This window comes from Cellulomonas sp. zg-ZUI22, from assembly GCF_017353535.1.
Taxonomy (GTDB): Bacteria; Actinomycetota; Actinomycetes; order Actinomycetales; family Cellulomonadaceae; genus Cellulomonas; species Cellulomonas wangleii.
Map to the genome: position 1 here is coordinate 1050589 of NZ_JAFMUZ010000001.1, position 18174 is coordinate 1068762.

General features: G+C 74.0%; 14 protein-coding genes. 9 read left to right on the top strand and 5 right to left on the bottom strand.

Annotated elements, in window-relative coordinates:
• The first annotated feature begins 110 nt into the window (after positions 1–110).
• The 3 genes from uxaC (at position 111) to J1G43_RS04760 (ending at position 3694) form a co-directional block, all read left to right on the top strand.
• Positions 111–1607, top strand: coding sequence for a glucuronate isomerase (gene uxaC / locus J1G43_RS04750; RefSeq protein ID WP_207378056.1), 1497 nt, complete (start codon positions 111–113; stop codon positions 1605–1607).
• A 76-nt stretch (positions 1608–1683) separates the two neighbouring features.
• Complete coding sequence (locus tag J1G43_RS04755; RefSeq protein ID WP_207378057.1) at positions 1684–2712, top strand: LacI family DNA-binding transcriptional regulator; 1029 nt, start codon at positions 1684–1686, stop codon at positions 2710–2712.
• Positions 2713–2797: 85 nt separating this feature from the next.
• Positions 2798–3694, top strand: coding sequence for a hypothetical protein (locus tag J1G43_RS04760; protein ID WP_207378058.1), 897 nt, complete (start codon positions 2798–2800; stop codon positions 3692–3694).
• 26 nt (positions 3695–3720) lie between these two features.
• Here J1G43_RS04760 and J1G43_RS04765 read toward each other — a convergent pair whose 3' ends face one another.
• The 4 genes from J1G43_RS04765 to J1G43_RS04780 all read right to left on the bottom strand — a co-directional run bounded on the left by J1G43_RS04765 (position 3721) and on the right by J1G43_RS04780 (position 7947).
• A complete protein-coding gene (locus J1G43_RS04765; protein ID WP_207339364.1) occupies positions 3721–4440 on the bottom strand; it encodes a FadR/GntR family transcriptional regulator in 720 nt (239 codons plus the stop codon).
• Between the two features lie 89 nt (positions 4441–4529).
• A complete protein-coding gene (locus J1G43_RS04770; RefSeq protein WP_207370108.1) occupies positions 4530–5408 on the bottom strand; it encodes an amidohydrolase in 879 nt (292 codons plus the stop codon).
• A 214-nt stretch (positions 5409–5622) separates the two neighbouring features.
• Positions 5623–7446 carry a gamma-glutamyltransferase family protein gene (locus J1G43_RS04775; protein ID WP_207378059.1) on the bottom strand — a complete coding sequence of 608 codons (1824 nt, stop codon included), beginning with the start codon at positions 7444–7446 and terminating at the stop codon, positions 5623–5625.
• A gap of 39 nt (positions 7447–7485) precedes the next feature.
• Positions 7486–7947, bottom strand: a complete 462-nt coding sequence (locus tag J1G43_RS04780) for a tRNA (cytidine(34)-2'-O)-methyltransferase (RefSeq protein WP_207339361.1) — start codon at positions 7945–7947, stop codon at positions 7486–7488.
• A gap of 78 nt (positions 7948–8025) precedes the next feature.
• Between J1G43_RS04780 and J1G43_RS04785 the strand changes: the two genes are divergently transcribed.
• Positions 8026–10533 (top strand): glycoside hydrolase N-terminal domain-containing protein, encoded by a 2508-nt coding sequence (locus J1G43_RS04785; RefSeq protein ID WP_207378060.1) that lies wholly within the window; start codon positions 8026–8028, stop codon positions 10531–10533.
• A 9-nt stretch (positions 10534–10542) separates the two neighbouring features.
• Here J1G43_RS04785 and J1G43_RS04790 read toward each other — a convergent pair whose 3' ends face one another.
• Complete coding sequence (locus J1G43_RS04790) at positions 10543–11577, bottom strand: LacI family DNA-binding transcriptional regulator (protein ID WP_207339359.1); 1035 nt, start codon at positions 11575–11577, stop codon at positions 10543–10545.
• 380 nt (positions 11578–11957) lie between these two features.
• Here J1G43_RS04790 and J1G43_RS04795 point away from each other — a divergent pair, with 380 nt between their 5' ends.
• The 5 genes from J1G43_RS04795 to J1G43_RS04815 all read left to right on the top strand — a co-directional run bounded on the left by J1G43_RS04795 (position 11958) and on the right by J1G43_RS04815 (position 18169).
• Positions 11958–13001 (top strand): sugar ABC transporter permease, encoded by a 1044-nt coding sequence (locus J1G43_RS04795; RefSeq protein ID WP_242635206.1) that lies wholly within the window; start codon positions 11958–11960, stop codon positions 12999–13001.
• A complete protein-coding gene (locus tag J1G43_RS04800; protein WP_249670623.1) occupies positions 12998–13924 on the top strand; it encodes a carbohydrate ABC transporter permease in 927 nt (308 codons plus the stop codon). Before J1G43_RS04795 ends, J1G43_RS04800 begins: the two co-directional genes overlap by 4 nt.
• Positions 13925–14029: 105 nt before the next feature.
• A complete protein-coding gene (locus J1G43_RS04805; RefSeq protein ID WP_207378061.1) occupies positions 14030–15691 on the top strand; it encodes an extracellular solute-binding protein in 1662 nt (553 codons plus the stop codon).
• 184 nt (positions 15692–15875) lie between these two features.
• The gene (locus tag J1G43_RS04810) at positions 15876–17423 is read left to right on the top strand and encodes a xylan 1,4-beta-xylosidase (protein ID WP_207370112.1); all 1548 of its coding nucleotides are present in this window, start codon (positions 15876–15878) and stop codon (positions 17421–17423) included.
• On the top strand, positions 17423–18169 hold the full coding sequence (locus J1G43_RS04815; RefSeq protein ID WP_207378062.1) for a DUF624 domain-containing protein: 747 nt from the start codon (positions 17423–17425) through the stop codon (positions 18167–18169). The genes J1G43_RS04810 and J1G43_RS04815 overlap by 1 nt, the downstream gene beginning before the upstream one ends.
• Positions 18170–18174: the final 5 nt, after the last annotated feature.

Below are 18174 nucleotides of genomic sequence, written 5' to 3' on the forward strand. Positions count from 1 at the left end.
ACACGGTGGCATGGTCAAGCCTGCAAACGTATTCATCGAGGCGGTCGACGTCTGTCGGCCGCACCGTGGGGCGCACCGCCGCGCCGTCGCGGACCGCGCCGGAGGACCTGATGCCCGACACCGCACCCGCCGCCCCCTGGGTGCTGCACCCCGACCGCGCGCTCCCCGCCGACCCCGTCACACGGCCCGTCGCCCGGCAGATCCTCGAGGCCACCCGCACGCTGCCCATCGTCTCGATGCACGGCCACGTCGACGCCGGCGTGCTGTCCCGGGACGAGCCGTTCGGAGACCCCGCGTCGCTGCTCGTCGTGCCCGACCACTACCTGGTGCGGATGCTCGTGTCCCAGGGCGTCCCGCACGACGCGCTCGGCGTCCCGCGGCTCGACGGGCGGCCGGTCGAGACGGACCCCCGCGCGGTCTGGCGCACGTTCGCCGCGCACTGGCACCTGTTCCGCGGCACGCCCACGCGCTTCTGGATGGAGCACGTGCTCGTCGACGTGCTCGGCGTCACCGAGCGGCTCTCCGCCGCCACCGCGGACGCCGCGTACGACACGATCGCGGCCCGCCTCGCGGAGCCGGGCTTCCGGCCGCTGGCGCTGCTCGACCGCTTCGGCATCGAGACGATCGCGACCACCGACCCGGCCTCCGCGACCCTCGCCGACCACGCGGCGCTCGCCGCCCGCGGCTGGGGCGAGCGGATCGTGCCGACGTTCCGCCCGGACGCCGTGCTGCACGTCGACCGCCCCGGCTGGGCGCAGGACGTCGCGCTGCTCGGTGAGCGCGCCGGCACCACGATCGGCTCCTACCGGGACTACCTGCGGGCGCTCGAGGCCCGTCGCTGGGCGTTCGTCGACGCGGGTGCGCGGGCGACCGACCACGGCCACCTGCTGGCCGACACGACGCCCATGGACGAGACCGACGCGGCGGCGGTGTTCGCAGCAGCGCTGCGCGGCGACGTGGACGCGGCCGCGGCGCGGGCGTTCTCGGCGCACATGCTCTTCGAGATGGCGCGCATGTCGACGCAGGACGGCCTGGTCATGCAGCTGCACCCCGGTGCCCTGCGCGACCACGACCCGCACGTGCTGGCCGTGCGTGGCAACGACGTGGGCTACGACATCCCGGTGGCCACCGAGTACGTGCGCGCGCTGCGCCCGCTGCTCACCGCGTTCGGGCACCACCCGAACCTGCGGCTGGTCCTGTTCACGCTCGACGAGGACACGTTCAGCAGGGAGCTGGCGCCCCTCGCGGGGGTCTACCCCGCGGTCCGGCTCGGCGCCCCGTGGTGGTTCCTCGACACCCCCGACGGCATGCGGCGCTTCCGCGAGACGGTCACCGACACCGCCGGGTTCGCCAACACCACGGGGTTCGTCGACGACACGCGCGCGTTCCTGTCGATCCCGGCGCGGCACGACCTGGCGCGCCGCATCGACGCGGGCTACCTCGCGCGGCTGGTCGTCGAGCACCGGCTCGACCTCGACGAGGCGCTGGAGACGGCCGTCGACCTGGCCTACGGACTGCCGCGCACCGCGTACGCCCGGCCCCCGGCCGGGACCGTCGAGCGTGCCACCCCGGCGCCCGGGTCGGACCGGCAGGTCGCCGGCGCCTGACCGCCGTCCCGCCACCCCCGCGCGGCGGGACGGAGGACCGGCCACGCGGTGCCGACGCGTGCCCTAGCCTTCGACCATGGCCGCCAGCGTGACCCTGAGCGACGTCGCCCGAGAGGCGGGCGTCTCGCTGGCGACCGCGTCGCGGGCCATCAACGGCAGCGCCACGCGCACCGTCCGCCCGGACCTGCGCGACCGGGTCCTCGCCGCCGCGGAGCGCCTGCGGTACACGCCCGACGCGAACGCCCAGGCCATGGCGCGCGGCCGCACGACGTCGGTGGGCCTGGTGGTGCACGACATCACCGACCCGTACTTCTCGTCGATCGCGGCGGGCGTCACCGGCGCGGCCGACGCCGCGGACCTGCAGGTCACCCTGACGAGCACGCAGCACCGGCCCGAGCGCGAGGTCGAGCTGGTGCGGCTGCTGCAGCGGCAGCGCGCCCGCGCGGTGGTCGTGGCCGGCAGCCGGTACGACGACGAGGACGCGAACGAGGTCATGCGCACCGCGCTCGCCGACTACGCCGCGGCGGGCGGGTCGGTCGCGCTGGTGGGGCAGCCGGTGCTGGGCGTGGACACGGTGGTCGTCGAGAACGCCGCCGGGGCCGCCGCGCTGGCCCGCGCCCTGCACGCGCGCGGCTACCGGCGTCCGGCCGTGCTGGGCGGTCCGCTCACGCACCTGACCGCGCGGGAGCGGCGCGAGGCGTTCGCGGACGTGTTCGCCGACCTGGGCTCCCCGGTGGACCCCGCGCACGTGGTGCCGGGGGAGTTCACGCACGAGGGCGGCGAGGCGGCCATGCGTGAGCTCCTGGCCGTGGCTGCCGACGTCGACGTCGTGTTCGCGGTGAACGACGTCATGGCGCTCGGCGCCCTGGCCGCCGCCCGCGACCTGGGGGTGCGCGTGCCGCAGGACCTCGCGCTCGCGGGGTTCGACGACATCCTCACGCTGCGGGACGTGGTGCCGCCGCTGACGACCGTCCGCGTGCCGCTCGTGGAGGTGGGCCGGCTGGCCACCGAGCTCGCGCTCGCGGACCGGTCCGCCGAGCCGCGGGTGCGTACGGTGCCCACGGAGGTCGTCCTGCGCGCGTCGACCCCGGAGCGCACCGCCTGACGCGACGAGGGGTCGCACGCCCGGTCGGTCCGTCCGCCGTCACCGCGGCCTACCGCCGCGCCCCGCACGGTGCCACGCTCGACCCATGGGCGGCAGGGCGCGCGGGCAGGGGGCGAGGGGCCTCGTCGTGGCCGGTCTGCTCGCCCTCGTGCCGGCCGCGTGCGGCACGGGCGGTGCGCGCCCCGCGGCGACCCTGCCGGCCGCGGTGACGTTCGAGGTGGAGGTCGCGCAGGCGCGCACCGACCGCGTGGCGCGCATCGTCCAGCTCCAGGTGCGCAACACCGGCCCGCTGGACGTCACGGTCACCGGCGCCCGCCTGACCGGGACGTCCGTCGGCGGTGCCACCGACGAGGACCGCGTCGTCGAGGCGGACCGGTTGCGCCGCCTGGCGGTGCCGCTGGACGCCACCCGGTGCGACGGCGCGCCGGACGCGGACCCCGACGCCCGGGTCGCGCTCGACGTCACCACCGCCGACGGCCGCGCCGGGACGGTCGTCGTGACCCCCAGCGACGAGACCGACGACCTGCGCCGCATCCGGGGCGAGGACTGCGCACGTGCCGCCGTCGCGGCGGGCCTGGACGTGCGGCTGTCCGACGAGCTGACGGTGCGGGAGGTGGGCGGGGACGTCGTCGCGGACGTGACGTTGCTGGTGCGGACCGTGCCCGACGGGCCGCACGTGCGCCTGACGGCCGTGCGCTCGACGACGCTGCTGCGGTCCCCGGGCGCCGAGCCCGACTGGGCGGTGGACGTGGACTCCGCGGCCCCGCCGCCCGACGGCCGCGTGGTCCTGCCGGTCGTGCCGGCGCGGTGCGACCTGCACGCGATCGCGGAGGATAAGCGGGGCACGGTGCTGGGGCTGCGCACCGAGGTGGACGGTGTCGAGCAGCCGGTGTTCCACGTCGCCGCCTCCGACACGCTGCGCGGCGCGCTGTACGAGGTCGTGCTCGCGGCCTGCGGGCTGCCCACCGGCTCGGGCGGCTGACGAGGTCCCCGCTTGCGCCGCGGGGCTCAGGCCGTGGTGGCCGCGCGCCGGCGAGGAGCGGGCCCGTCACCGCTGGCGGTCGCGAGCAGGTCCTCCACCATCACCATGTGCATCGCCATCCGCAGGCGCGCGCGGTCCGGGTCGCGTGCGGCGACGGCCGCGAGGATCGCGTCGTGGTCCTCGAACGTGCGGTCCCCGGCCAGGTCGTGCAGCTCGTCCCAGACGCGCCGCCGCGCGTGGCCGCCGGCGAGCGCGGCGAGCAGCGCGGACAGGACGGTGTTGCCGGAGCCGTCGGCGACCGCGCGGTGGAAGGCGAGGTCCGCGGCCGCCAGGCGGGCGGGGTCGGCGCGCGTGGCGACCAGCGCGCGGGCCGTGTCGTCCAGGGCGGCGCGGGCCCTGGCGAGGTGCGCGTCGGTCATGTGCAGCGCCGCCAGGCCGGCGGCCTCGGTCTCGAGGGTGGCGCGCACGGCGTGCAGCGGGCCCTGGTCGCCGGGCAGGTCGGCGAGGAAGGCCAGCGGCGCGAGCAGCGTTGCCGCGTCGAGGTCGGTGACGTACGTGCCGTCCCCGTGCCGCGCCTCGAGGATCCCCAGGACGACGAGGGCGCGCACGCCCTCGCGCAGCGACCCGCGGGAGACCCCCAGCTCGGCCGCGAGCTCCTTCTCGGCCGGGAGCCGGTCACCGGGGCGCAGGACGCCGTCCAGGATCAGGCGCTGGACGTCCTCGACGACGTCCTGGGTGCGTGACACGTGCTCGTCTCCGTCGTCGTCCGCTGCGGCGGTCGGTCGGGGCTGTCGGTGGGCTCGGTCGGTGGGGTGGTCGGTGCGACGCGGGTGTCTCAGCGCTCGGGGACGAGCGGCGGGATGCCGTACGTCTCGACCGCGGTGCGCCCCATGACGCGGTCGACCGCGGCGTCGTCGAGGCCGTCGAGCGTGGCGCGCAGACCACCCCAGACCTCGTGCCAGGACCCGTGGGCGTCGAGCGACGTCGGCCAGTCGCTGCCGGCCATGAGGCGGTCCGGGCCGAGCACGGCGAGCGCGTGGTCGACCGCCGGGCGCACGTCGTCCACGGTCCAGCCGGGGCCCGCGGCGCGGCCGAGGCCGGCCAGCTTGGCGACGACGTTCGGTGCCTCGGCGGCCACCTCGAGCGCGGCGGTCCAGTGCTGCCACGCGGTGGTGTCACCGGCGCGGCGCGCGGCGAGGGGCGGGGCGCCGAGGTGGTCGAGGACGATCGTCAGCTTGGGGTGCCGGTCGGCGACGGTGGCGACGTGCCGCAGCAGCTCGGGGGTGGTGGCGGGCAGGTCGAGGACGAGGCGCCGCTCGGTCAGCAGGGTCAGCCCGTCGTCGACGCCGTCGCGCAGGAGCCACTGCGGGTCCTGCTCGCGGTCGACGTGGTGGCTGATGCCCACGACGGGCTCGACGCGCCAGTGGTCGAGCTGGGTGGCGGCCTCGTCCGGCGCGTCGAGGGGCACCCACGCGACCACGCCGAGCACGTGCGGCGAGCACAGCGCCTGGAACAGCAGGTGCTCGCTGTCCGCACGGTTGTCGGCGGACTGGACGAGCACCACGCCGTCCACGTGGTGCTCGTCCAGGGCTCCGCCGACGTCACGGACTCGGTAGGTGCGATGCAGGAGGGAGGGGTCCTGCGACATCCACGGGTAATGGACCGACTCCGGGTCCCACACCTGCAGATGCGCATCCACGACGTCGTAGGGCATGTCGTCGACGGTAGCTGTGCTCCGATGTCTGAATCGTCGCAGCGGTCAATCCCTCATAGAACCCTCATAATAAAGCCTGTGACTGCGTCAGACATCCAATGTCTGCCGGGGTGCGATGTTGAACGTTCACACGGCGGCCGGGGTCGCCCGGATGTCGTGACTGCCCAGGTCACAGCGCTGGAGGCTGCATGTCACAGCATTCGACGCGCCCCAGTCATCGCCCTGCGGCGTACCCCTGCTGCCCCCGCGGGTCCGCCGCCGCGCGCAGCAGACCGTCGGGACCCACGCCGGCCGCACTGAGCCGACCGAGTGACCACGGCGCCGCCTCCTGCACCGCGTGCCCCCGCGCGGCCAGCGCCGTGCGGACGTCCGCCCCCAGGCGCTGCTCCGCCACCAGGCCGCGCGGGGTGTGCGACCGGGGGTGGAACGACTGGTGCACGTGCGACGAGTGCCAGGTGGGCGCGTCGATCGCGGCCTGCAGGTCCAGCCCGCCGAGCAGGTGCCGCAGCAGGAACGGCACCGTCCACTGGTCCTGCTGGTCCCCACCGGGCGTCCCGAACGCGAAGCCGTGGCCGTCGCCGAGCACGAGCCCCGGGCTCAGGGTCGTCCGCGGCCGGCGGCCGGGCAGCAGGCTCGCGGGCAGCCCGTCCTCGACCCAGCACATCTGCGCACGCGTCGGCAGCGAGAACCCCAGGCCGGGCACCACCGGGCTCGACTGCAGCCACCCGCCGGACGGCGTGGCCGACACCCGGTTGCCCCACCGGTCCACCACGTCGACGTGGCACGTGTCGCCCGGGCTGAGGCCGATCGGCGAGACGGTCGGCTCGCCGAGCCCGACGTCGAGCCGGGGCGCCGCACCGGCGTCCGCCGCCGCCCGTGCGGCGACCAGCGCAGCCGGGAGCCGCGGGGCGCGGCCGTCCGGGCTGCCGGGCCGGAACCCGCCGTCGGCGACCGGTCCCACCAGCCGCGCCCGCTCGGCCGCGTACGCGGGCGACAGCAGGGTGGCCAGGGGCACCGGGGCGCTGTCGCCGTACCAGGCGTCGCGGTCGGCCATGGCGAGCTTGGCCACCTCCACCACCACGTGCACCAGCTCGGCCGTCGGCCCGGGCGCGTCGACCGGGGCCACGGCGTCGCGGACCAGGTCGGCCACGCCCAGCGCCTCGAGCACCCGCAGCTGCTGCAGCAGCACGGGCCCCTGGCCCCACGGCCCCGTCTTGTGGACCTCCACGCCCGCGAACGGCACCGCGACGGTCGGCTCCTCGGTCGCGTGCCACGCGGCCAGGTCGTCGGCCCGCAGGAAACCGGTGTGCGCGCGGCCCGTCGCGTCCATGACCGGGGTGCCGGTGACGAACGCGTCCACGGCCTGCGCGACGAACCCCTCGTAGAACGCGCGGCGCGCTGCCTCGATCTGCGCCTCGCGGTCCGCACCCGCAGCGGCCGCCTCGGCCAGCAGCCGCTCGAACGTGCCCGCGAGCTGCGGGTTGGCGAACCGTGCGCCCGCGGCCGGGACGGCCCCGCCGGGCAGGTACACCTCGGCGCTGCTCGGCCAGTGCGTGCGGAACATCTCCGCGACCGTCGCGATGGTGCGTGCCGCCGCCGGCACCAGCGGGTACCCGTCGCGGGCGTACCCGACCGCCGGACCGAGCACGTCGGCCAGGGGCAGGGTGCCGTAGCGCGCCAGCAGGTCGAGCCAGGCCCCGAAGGCGCCGGGGACGACCGCCGCGAGGTGCCCGGTGCCCGGGACCTCGGTGACGCCCAGGTCCCGGTACGCCGCGGTCGTGGCCCCCGCGGGCACCACCCCCTGCCCGCACACCACGAACGTGCGGCCGTCCGCCGCGCGGTGACCGATGACCGGGGCGTCGCCGCCGGGGCCGTTGAGGTGCGGCTCGACGACGGACAGCGTGAACCCGGCGGCCGCCGCCGCGTCGAACGCGTTGCCCCCCGCCTCCAGCACCCGCATGCCCACGGCGCTCGCCAGCCAGTGCGTCGAGGCGACCATGCCGAACGTGCCGGTGAGGACGGGGCGGGTCGTGATCATGCGGTCAGGGTGCCACGGGGTCCCGACGGCGGGCGGGTCTCACTCGCCGCCGGGGAAGCCCAGCACGCGCCACGCCTCGTACGTGGCGACCGCCGCCGCGTTCGACAGGTTCATCGACCGGCGGCCCGGCAGCATCGGGATCCGCACCCGGTCGGTCACGCGCGGGTGGTCCAGGACGGCGGCGGACAGGCCCGTGGGCTCCGGCCCGAACAGCAGGACGTCGTCGTCGCGCCAGTCCACGTCGGTGTACCGGCGGGTGGCGCCGGTGGTGAACGCCAGCACGCGGGAGCCGGGCAGCGCCGCCAGCAGCGCCTCGAGGTCGGGGTGCACGACGACGTGGGCGAGGTCGTGGTAGTCGAGGCCGGCACGGCGCAGCCGGGCCTCCGACAGCTCGAAGCCGAGCGGCTCGACGAGGTGGAGGGTCGCCCCGGTGCCCGCGCACATGCGGATGGCGTTGCCGGTGTTGCCGGGGATCCGCGGTTCGTGGAAGGCGACGTGCACCGCTCGATCCTGCCACCCCGGGCGACACGCCCCGCGCGGGGACGAAGGGGCTCGCGGCGGGGGTGGTTGGGTGTGGGCGTGATCGACACCACGACGGCGGACGGCACGGCGGACGGGACGACGACGGGGAGCGCGACCGACGCACCCGGTCTCGTCCTGCGGCTCGACGCCCCGGCGGGCACCTGGACCGACGCCTTCCCGGTCGGCAACGGGCGGCTCGGCGCCATGGTCCGCGGCGGTACCGACCACGAGCGCCTGCACGTGAACGACGACGCGTGCTGGTCCGGCGTGCCGCTGGACGGACCGCCGCAGCCGGTCGGGCCCCTGCCGGCCGGCGGTGCACCGGAGGTGGTCCGGCGGGCGCGCGAGCTGCTGGCCGCGGGCGACCCGCTCGCGGCGGAGGCGGAGCTCGCGCGGCTCCAGAGCGGCTGGGTGCAGGCGTACCAGCCGCTGGTCGACGTGCTGCTGGACCAGCCGGAGGCCGCAGGCGGCACGGGGTACCGGCGGACGCTGGACCTCGGCACCGGGGTCGTCACGACGGGCTGGCGGTCCGGCGCGGGCGCCGCGTGGCGGCAGGACGTGCTGGTGAGCCACCCGGACGGCGCGCTGCTGCTGGAGCGCACCGGCCCGGCCGCCGACGCGCAGGTGCGTCTGACCACGCCGCACCCGTGGGCCACGGCACCCGCGACGCCGCCCGCACCCGGCTCCGACCCCGCGCCCGGCGACGGCACCGCGCCGGACCCCCGGGCGGCCGTGGTCGTGGCCACCGTCGACATGCCCGCGCACGTGCTGCCCGACTGGGTGCAGGCGCCCGACCCGGTCCGGTACGGCGGCCCGGCGGTGCACGCGGCCGTCGCGCTCGCCGTGCTCGTGGACGGCCCCGGGGCGTCCGCGCGCGTGGTCGACGGTGTCGTCGAGGTGCGCGGGGCCCGCCGCGTGCGGGTGCTGCTCACCACGGCCTCCGACCACGACACCGCCACCGGCACGCTGCACGGCGACCGCCCGCGCGTGACGGCCGACGCGCTCGCGTCGCTGGGACGGGCGCTCGCCGACGTCGAGGGGATCGCGGCGCGGCACGTCGCCGACCACGCCGCGCTGATGGGGCGCGTCCACCTCGAGCTGACCGACGTCCCCGTGCCGGACCTGCCGCTGGACGCGCGGCTGGTGCGGCACGCACGGGGCGAGGCGGACCCGCACCTGGCGGTGCTCGCGTTCCAGCACGGTCGCTACCTCACGGTCGCGGGCTCCCGTCCCGGCACCCTGCCGCTGAACCTGCAGGGCATCTGGAACGACCGGGTGCGCCCGCCGTGGAGCTCGAACTACACGATCAACATCAACACGGAGATGAACTACTGGCCCACCCTGGTCGGCGACCTCGCGGAGTGCCACGAGCCGCTGCTGGGCTGGTTGGACCGGCTGGCCGTCGCGGGCGCGGGCACCGCCCGCACGCTGTACGACGTGGGCGGCTGGGTGGCCCACCACAACAGCGACCCCTGGTGCTTCACGGGGCCCACCGGCCGCGGCCAGGACTCGGCGAGCTGGTCGTCCTGGCCGCTGGGCGGGGCGTGGCTCGCGCGGCACGTGGTCGACCACCACGACTGGACCGGTGACGTCGACGCGCTGCGCCGACACTGGCCCGTGGTGCGTGGCGCGGCCCGCGCGGTGCTCGACCTGCTGGTGGAGCTGCCCGACGGCACGCTCGGCACGTCGCCGGCCACCAGCCCGGAGAACCTCTACCTCCTGCCCGACGGGCGGCCCGCGTCGGTGTCGGTGTCGACCACGGCCGACCTGGCGATCGTCCGGGACCTGCTGGAGCACGTGCGACGCCTGGCGCCGGTCGTGGGCGACCGCGACGAGGACCTGCGCGCGGACGTCGACGGTGCGCTGGACCGGCTGCCCACCGAGCGGGTGGGGGCGGACGGGCGCCTGGCCGAGTGGCACACGGACGTCCCGGACGCCGAGCCGGGCCACCGTCACCAGTCGCACCTGTACCGGGTGTTCCCCGGCACGTCGCTCGACCCGGACACCGCACCGGGGCTGGCGGCCGCCGCGACGCGCACGCTGGACGCGCGCGGCCCGGACTCGACGGGGTGGTCGCTCGCGTGGCGGCTGGCGCTGCGGGCGCGGCTGCGGGACCCCGCGGGCGTCGCGACGCTCGTCGACGCCTTCCTGCACCCTGTCGACGCGGACCGAGGGGAGGGCCTCGGCGACCCGCCCGACGGTGGTCGGCGCGGCGGGGTGTACCGCTCGTTGCTGTGTGCGCACCCGCCGTTCCAGATCGACGGGAACCTCGGGTTCACCGCCGGCGTGGCCGAGGCGCTGGTGCAGGCGCACCACCGCGGTGCGGACGGTGTGCGCGAGGTGCACCTGCTGCCGGCGCTGCCCGCGGTGTGGCCCACCGGTCGGGTGCAGGGGCTGCGGCTGCGCGGGGGTCTGCGGCTCGCCGACCTGCGGTGGCGCGACGGTCGGGTGGTGCGGGCGGTCCTCACGGCGGACCGCCCCGGAGTGGTCGACGTGCGCGAGGGTGACGCGCGGCGCCACGTGACGCTGCGACCGGGGGTGCCGGTCGTCGTCGTGGGGGAGTGAGGCCCGGGTCTACACCGTGCCGGCGGGGGCCGGTGCGGTGGACTCGCGCACGACGAGCTCGGTCGCCAGGTCGATCCGCAGGTTCGCGGGCCGCTGGCCGGCGGCCAGGCTGAGGACCATCTCGGTCGCTGTCCCGGCCATCTCCCGCAGCGGCTGGCGCACCGTGGTCAGGGACGGGCCGAGCCACTGCGCGAGCGGGATGTCGTCGTACCCGACGACGGAGACGTCCTCGGGGATCGACAGGCCCAGCTCGCGCACCGCCCGCATGACGCCCAGGCTCTGGTAGTCCGAGCCGGCGAAGATCGCGGTCGGCCGGTCGGCGCGCGACAGCAGCTCGAGGCCGTGCTCGTACCCACCGGTCACGTGGAAGTCGCCCCAGCGGACCAGCGACGGGTCGGGGCGGATCCCCGCCTCCTCCAGCGCGCTGCGGTACCCGTCGACGCGGGCCCGGGAGCACAGCACGTCGGCCGGGCCGGCGATGACGCCCACCCGGCGGTGCCCGAGGGACAGCAGATGCCGGGTGGCGATGAGCCCGCCGTTCCAGTTGTTCGACCCGACGGTCGGGACGCCCGCGGGCGGCTCGCCGAACGTGTCGACCACGACGAACGGGATCGAGCGGGACTCGAGCTGGTGCCGCTGCGTGGCGTCCAGGCTGGACAGGACCAGCAGCACGCCCAGCGGCCGACGGGCGAGGATGTCGTCGATGAGCTCCTGCTGCGGGCGGTGCGCGCCGCCGAGCTCGGACAGGACCACGCCGACGCGCCGTGCGGCGGCCGCGTCCTCGACGCCCTTGATGACCTCCTGCGCCCACGCGTTGTCGATGTGGTTGAACACCAGGTCGATCAGGTTGGGGTCGCCCGCCCCGCGCCCGCGGCGGCGCCGGTAGCTGTGCTCCTCGAGGATCGCCTCGACGCGGGTGCGGGTGCCGGCGGCGACGTCGGCGCGCCCGTTGAGCACCTTCGACACCGTCGGGACCGACACCCCGGCGAGCGCCGCGATCTCCGCGATGGTGACGTTCCGACCGCCGTCGCTGGACGTGGTCACGTGCTCTCCTCTGACCGGGGCCCCCTCGCGTCGGCCGGGTGCCGGCGCGGCGCACCCGGGACGGGTTCGCAAGTTTCGAGAGCGACGGTAGCACCGGCCGCAGGGGTCTGTCCGAGATGTGCGTCGGCGGCCGGGACGCACGCTGCCGGGTCTCGGTTCGGTCACGCGGGTTGACGCACCGCAAACGTTTGCCTAACGTGGCGGCCACACGGCGACGGGATCGTCCGTCGACACATTTTCGGCCACGAGGGCGTGGAGATCGATGCAGGCGCAGCAGCAGGACGTGCACCCGGCTCCGCCCGGTCCGTCGCCGCACGGCCATGGCCGTCACCTCCGGACCGCCCTCGGGGCGTTCCTCTCACCCGAAGGGTGGTGAAGCCATGTCCACGGACGGTGTGACCGTCGCCGGGGGCGCTCCCCAGGCGGCGCTCCAGGACCCGACGGCAGCCGCTGCGGCGCACTCCGCCACCGCCGGCCCCTCGGGGCCCGGCGGCCGGGCAGCCCGCCGACGTCGTGCCGGGCACAGGACCTGGCGGCGCGCGCTGCGCCGCGACTGGCAGCTCTACTCGCTGCTGGTCCTGCCGCTGGTCTTCTTCCTGATCTTCCGCTACCTGCCGATGTTCGGGAACGTCATCGCGTTCCGGCGGTTCCGGCCCGGCGGCTCGATCTTCGGCGAGGAGTGGGTCGGTCTGCACTACGTGCGGATGTTCATCAACGACCCCACGTTCTGGAACGTCTTCCAGAACACCCTCGTCCTGGGCGTGCTGAGCCTGGTCATCATCTTCCCGCTGCCGATCGTGCTGGCGCTCATGCTCAACGAGCTGCGCTCGCGGCGCTTCAAGCGGCTGATCCAGACCATCTCGTACCTGCCGCACTTCATGTCGGTCGTCATCGTCGCCGGCCTGGTGTTCCAGCTCACGGCGATGCGCGGGACCATCAACCAGATCGTCACCACGTTCGGTGGTGAGGCCGTCCCCTTCATGCAGCTGGCGGAGTGGTTCCGCACCATCTACGTCGGCTCGGAGATCTGGCAGACAGTCGGCTGGGGCACGATCCTCTACCTCGCCGCGCTGTCCACGGTCGACCCGCAGCTCTACGAGGCCGCCCGGATCGACGGGGCCAACCGCTGGCGCCAGACGTGGCACGTCACGCTGCCCGGCATCCGTCCCACGATGGTCGTGCTGCTCATCCTCAACATCGGGTCGTTCATGGCGGTCGGGTTCGAGAAGATCCTGCTGCTGTACAACCCCCTGCTGTACCCGACGGCCGACGTCATCGCGACGTACCTGTACCGGGTCGGCATCGGCTCGAGCCAGTTCTCGTACGCCACGGCCATCGGCCTGTTCGAGGCGATCATCGGCCTCACCCTCGTCCTGTCGGCCAACGCGATCTCGCGTCGAGTGGTGGGAGCGTCCCTGTGGTGACCGCCGAGAACGTCACGCACCTCGACGAGCGGCTGTCGCAGTCGACAGTCCGCGCCGTCAAGGACACCCGCGCCTACACGGCGTTCCGCATCATCAACGGCACGCTGCTGGTGATCATCGCCGGGGTCACGCTGTACCCGTTCATCAACCTCATCGCGCAGGCGTTCAGCTCCGAGTCGTACATCAACGCCGGCCAGGTCAACCTGTGGCCCAAGGGCTTCAACTTCACGACCTTCCAGCTCGTCATGGGCGACGCGATGTTCTGGCGCAACTACCAGAACACCGTGTACTACACGGTGGTCGCCACGCTCGTGGCGATGGTGCTGACGACGACGTTCGCGTACGCGATCTCGAAGTACCACCTCAAGGGCCGCAAGGTGTTCATCGGCATCGCCGTGTTCACCATGTTCTTCAACGGCGGCCTGATCCCCAACTACGTCCTGGTGAACGAGCTGGGACTGCGCAACACCGTGTGGGCGATCGCGCTGCCGAACGCCATCAGCGTGTTCAACCTGCTCGTGATGAAGTCGTTCTTCGAGAACTTCTCGACCGAGCTGGAGGAAGCCGCCGAGATCGACGGCCTGAGCACCTACGGCAAGCTCTGGCGGATCGTGCTGCCGCTGAGCAAGGCGGTCATCGCCACGATGATCCTGTTCTACGCGGTCTCCTTCTGGAACTCGTGGTTCGCCGCGTTCCTCTACATGGACCACCGCGACCTCTACCCGGTGACGGTCTACCTGCGCAACCTCATCGCCGGTGCGACGAGCGTCGACGGTGCCGCCGGGTCGGCCGAGGCCACGCAGATCGCGGCCAACGTCAAGGCGGTGACGATGCTGCTCACCGTCCTGCCGATCGTGTGCCTCTACCCGTTCGTGCAGAGGTACTTCGTGTCGGGCGTGATGCTCGGCTCCGTCAAGCAGTGAGGCCCGGCACGCGGTGAGCCGCCGGACCCCCATACCCCCGCTGCCCCCCGGGCTGCGGTGCACTTCCCCGGATCAGGACGACGACGTTCCACCCGAAGGAGAATGATGAGGACGACGAAGAAGCGGCCCCTCGCGCTCGCCGCGACCGCCGCGACCCTCGCGCTGGCCCTGGCGGCCTGCTCGGGTGGCACGGACGAGGAGACGGCGCAGACGCCCGAGGTGAGCGACCTCGGGCAGGTCGGTGCCATGGAGGACTACGAGGTCGGCACGACGTTCAAGGCCACCGAGCCGGTGAGCTTCGGGCTGATGTACCGCGACCACCCGAACTACCCGCTCAAGGACGACTGGGACATCCTGACCAAGCTCAAGGAGAACCAGAACGTCGAGTTCGAGATCCAGACCGCCCCGCTGTCGGACTGGCAGCAGGCGCAGTCGATCGCCATCGGCGCCGGCAACGCACCGGACATCATCTCGGTGACGTACCCCGGCCAGGAGTCGGCGTTCGTCGCGGGCGGGGCGATCCTGCCGGTCAGCGACTACGTCGAGTACATGCCGAACTTCCTCGACAAGGTCGAGAAGTGGGACCTGCAGGCCGAGATCGACCGCATGCGCCAGGAGGACGGCAAGTACTACGTGCTGCCCGGTCTGCGTGAGTCGGTCCGGCCGTCCTACACCTACGCGGTCCGCAAGGACGTGTGGGAGCAGCTCGGCCTCAGCCTGGCGCCGGAGACCTACGAGGACTTCGCCGCCGACCTGGCCAAGGTCAAGGCCGCCTACCCCGACAAGTACCCGCTGTCCGACCGCTGGTCGGCCAACGGCCCGCTCGAGGCGTCCCTCAACGTCGCCGCCCCGAACTTCGGCACCGCTGCGGGCTGGGGCTACGGCGAGGGCGTGTGGTGGGACGAGGACGCCGAGGAGTTCGTCTACACCGGCGCCATGGACGAGTACCGCGAGCTGCTCGAGTACTTCAACGGCCTCGTCGCGGACGGCCTCATGGACCCCGAGAGCCTGATCCAGGAGGACGACCAGGCCCTCACCAAGATCGCGTCGGGCCAGACGTTCGCGCAGCTGACGAACGACCAGGAGATCCTGAAGATCCGCACCGCGATGACCGAGACCGGCACCGCCGGTGAGGTCGCGATGATCCGGGTCCCGGGCGGTCCGGCCGGTGACATCGTCGCGGGCGGGCGCCTCATCAGCGGCGTCATGCTCTCGTCGTCGGTGGCCGAGGAGGACGACTTCCTCGCGATGCTCCAGTTCCTCGACTGGCTGTTCTACTCCGACGAGGGCCTCGAGTTCGCCAAGTGGGGCGTCGAGGGCGAGACCTACACCAAGGACGCCGACGGCAAGCGCACCCTCATGCCGGAGATCGACCAGAACGGTCTGAACCCCGGTGCGCCGAAGTTCCTCAACGTCGACTACGGCTACCACAACGGCGTGTGGATGCTCGAGCACGGCTCCTCCGACGAGCTCGACCAGTCGATGCTGCGGCCCGAGGTCGTGGAGTTCGTCGAGTCGATGTCCGACAAGGAGCTCGCGCCGGTGGCGCCGCCGGCCCCGCTCGACGAGCTCGAGCGCGAGCAGGTGTCGCTGTGGACGACGGCCCTCAAGGACCACGTCTGGCAGAACACCGCCGCCTTCATCCTCGGCCAGCGCTCGTTCGACGAGTGGGACGCGTACGTCGCCGAGCTCGAGGGCAAGAACGTCCAGCAGTACCTGGACGTCGTGAACGGCGCGCAGCAGCGCTTCGCCGACGCGAACGGCTGACAGGAGCGGGCCCGGTCCTCGTCCTGGCGACGAGGGCCGGGCCCTTCCGCTGCCGGGCGGCGGAGGCCGCCCGGTGCGACCCCTGCACCGTCTCTCCTGACACGTACCGCCACGTGCGAGGGTTGTCCCCGTCCGCCGCGGCGGACGTCGAACCCCCTGCCACCGTCGCCTGGAGGTCGCACCCGTGCGTACCGTCGTCCCCGCCCAGCCCACCGGCCCGCTGCCCGACGCCTGGCGCGCGTGCGTCGGCACCGGCCGCATGAACCTCGCCCTGCGGTCCGACTACCGCGACTCGCTGGCCCAGGTGCAGCGCGAGGTCGGGTTCCACCACATCCGCGGCCACGGCGTGCTGTCGGACGACATGGGTGTGCTGCGGACCGACGAGGTCGACGGCCGCACCCACAGCCGGTACGCCTTCACGTACGTCGACCAGGTGCACGACTTCTTCCTGTCGGTCGGGATCCGGCCGTTCCTCGAGCTGGGCTTCATGCCGTCGCAGCTCGCGTCGGGCGACCAGACGGTGTTCTGGTGGAAGGGCAACGTGACGCCGCCGCGCGACCACGACGAGTGGACCGCGCTGGTGCGGGCGTTCGTGCGCCACCAGATCGACCGGTACGGCATCGAGGAGGTGCGCCGCTGGCCGATCGAGGTGTGGAACGAGCCCAACCTCACCGTGTTCTGGAAGGACGCCGACCAGGAGGCGTACTTCCGCCTCTACGAGGAGACGGCGCGCGCGATCAAGGACATCGACGCGGACCTGCAGGTCGGCGGCCCGGCCATCTGCGGCGGCTCCGACGACGAGTGGTGGGCGCCGTTCACCGACTTCGTGACGCGGCGCGACGTGCCGATCGACTTCGTCAGCCGGCACGCGTACGCCTCGGGGCCCGTGCAGCGGATCCCGTTCGGCGTCTACCAGACGCTCGTGGAGCCGCAGGACCTGCTCGACCAGTTCGACGCGCCGCGCCGGTACCTGGAGGGCACGAAGCTGGCCGGTCTGCCCGTGCACATCACGGAGTTCAACACCTCGTACCGCCCGGACAACCCGATCCACGACACCGCGTACAACGCCGCGTACCTGGCCCCCGTGCTGGCGGGCGGCGGCGACGTCGTCGACTCCTTCTCGTACTGGACGTTCTGTGACGTCTTCGAGGAGGCGAACGTCCCCACGTCGTTCTTCCACGGCGGGTTCGGCATGCTCACCCACCGGCAGGTCGCCAAGCCGACCTACCACCTCTACACGTTCATGGCGCGCATGGGGCGTGACGTGCTGTCGCGCGGTGCGGACCACCTGGTCTGCGCCGACCCCGACGGCCGCGTCACCGTGCTGGCCTGGCAGCCCGTGGGCGGCACCGACGCCGCCGACACGCCCGCCGAGCACCGCGTCGAGCTGTCGCTGCCGGTGCGCGGCGACGCCGCGTTCGTGCTGCGCGAGCGCGTCAACGAGCACGACGGCAACGCGTTCGCCGCGTGGCGCGAGATGGGTCGCCCGACGTCCCCGACGGCCCGCGAGCTGGACGTGCTGCGCGCGTGCGCCCGCCCCGCCGTCGAGCACGACCTGGCCCGCGGCGCCGACGGGCGCGTCGACCTCGACCTCGTCCTGGGACGCCACGAGATCACGTTCGTCGAGCTCACGCCCGTGTCCCCGACGCACCACGAGGGTCTGGACGACCGCCGCCTGCTGGGCGCGTCGGACGACCGCCTGGTCGCCGCGCACGAGCGGGGGCGGGCGTGATGTCCCGCCGCGACGACCTGGACGAGGTCGGCGCCGGCCCGCTGTCCCGCGGCGCGGCCGTCGTGATGTGGGTGCTGGTGATCAGCGCCCTGACGGTCGTCGTCGGCGGCCTGCCGCTGGTGCTCGTCCCCTTCCTCACGGGGGACCCCTCCAACGTGTGGGCCGTCGCCCTGCTGCTGGTCCCCATGGGTCCCGCGCTCGCGGCGGCCATGTTCGCGTGGCGCCGGTTCATCGAGGAGCGCGACCTGGCACCCGCCCGGCACTTCTGGCGGGGTTACCGCCTCAACGCGCTCGACGTGCTGCGGTGGTGGGTGCCGGTGCTCGCGGCGCTGGCCGTGATCGCCTTCTCGCTCGCGCACCTCGACACAGCCGGCGTGCCCGCCGGCTACGGCATCGTGCTCGTGGTGCTGTCCGTGGCGCTGCTCATGTGGGCGGTGACGGCCCTGGCGCTGTCGTCGCACCTGAGCCTGCGCACGCGGGACGTGGCCCGCCTGTCCACGTACTACCTGGCGGCCAAGCCGCTGGTGACGCTCGGGGTGCTGTCCCTCGTGGTGCTGGCCGTGGGCATCGTCCTGTTCACGTCCGACTGGGTGCTGGTGATGCTGGCCGGGCCCCTCGCGTTCGCGGTGGTCACCACCACCGAGCCGGTCGTGCGCGACGCCGTGGCCCGCTTCACCGCCGACCCGTCCGCCGATCCCGAGCCGTCCGCGGCGGCCCCGTCCGCCGATCCCGACCCGTCCCCCTGAGGTGC

Bases quoted from the DNA above. Each gene is read 5' to 3' on its own strand.
- uxaC (WP_207378056.1), top strand. From the start codon at position 111: ATGCCCGACACCGCACCCGCCGCCCCCTGGGTGCTGCACCCCGACCGC.
- J1G43_RS04755 (WP_207378057.1), top strand. From the start codon at position 1,684: ATGGCCGCCAGCGTGACCCTGAGCGACGTCGCCCGAGAGGCGGGCGTC.
- J1G43_RS04760 (WP_207378058.1), top strand. From the start codon at position 2,798: ATGGGCGGCAGGGCGCGCGGGCAGGGGGCGAGGGGCCTCGTCGTGGCC.
- J1G43_RS04770 (WP_207370108.1), bottom strand. From the start codon at position 5,408: ATGCCCTACGACGTCGTGGATGCGCATCTGCAGGTGTGGGACCCGGAG.
- J1G43_RS04775 (WP_207378059.1), bottom strand. From the start codon at position 7,446: ATGATCACGACCCGCCCCGTCCTCACCGGCACGTTCGGCATGGTCGCC.
- J1G43_RS04795 (WP_242635206.1), top strand. From the start codon at position 11,958: ATGTCCACGGACGGTGTGACCGTCGCCGGGGGCGCTCCCCAGGCGGCG.
- J1G43_RS04805 (WP_207378061.1), top strand. From the start codon at position 14,030: ATGAGGACGACGAAGAAGCGGCCCCTCGCGCTCGCCGCGACCGCCGCG.
- J1G43_RS04815 (WP_207378062.1), top strand. From the start codon at position 17,423: ATGTCCCGCCGCGACGACCTGGACGAGGTCGGCGCCGGCCCGCTGTCC.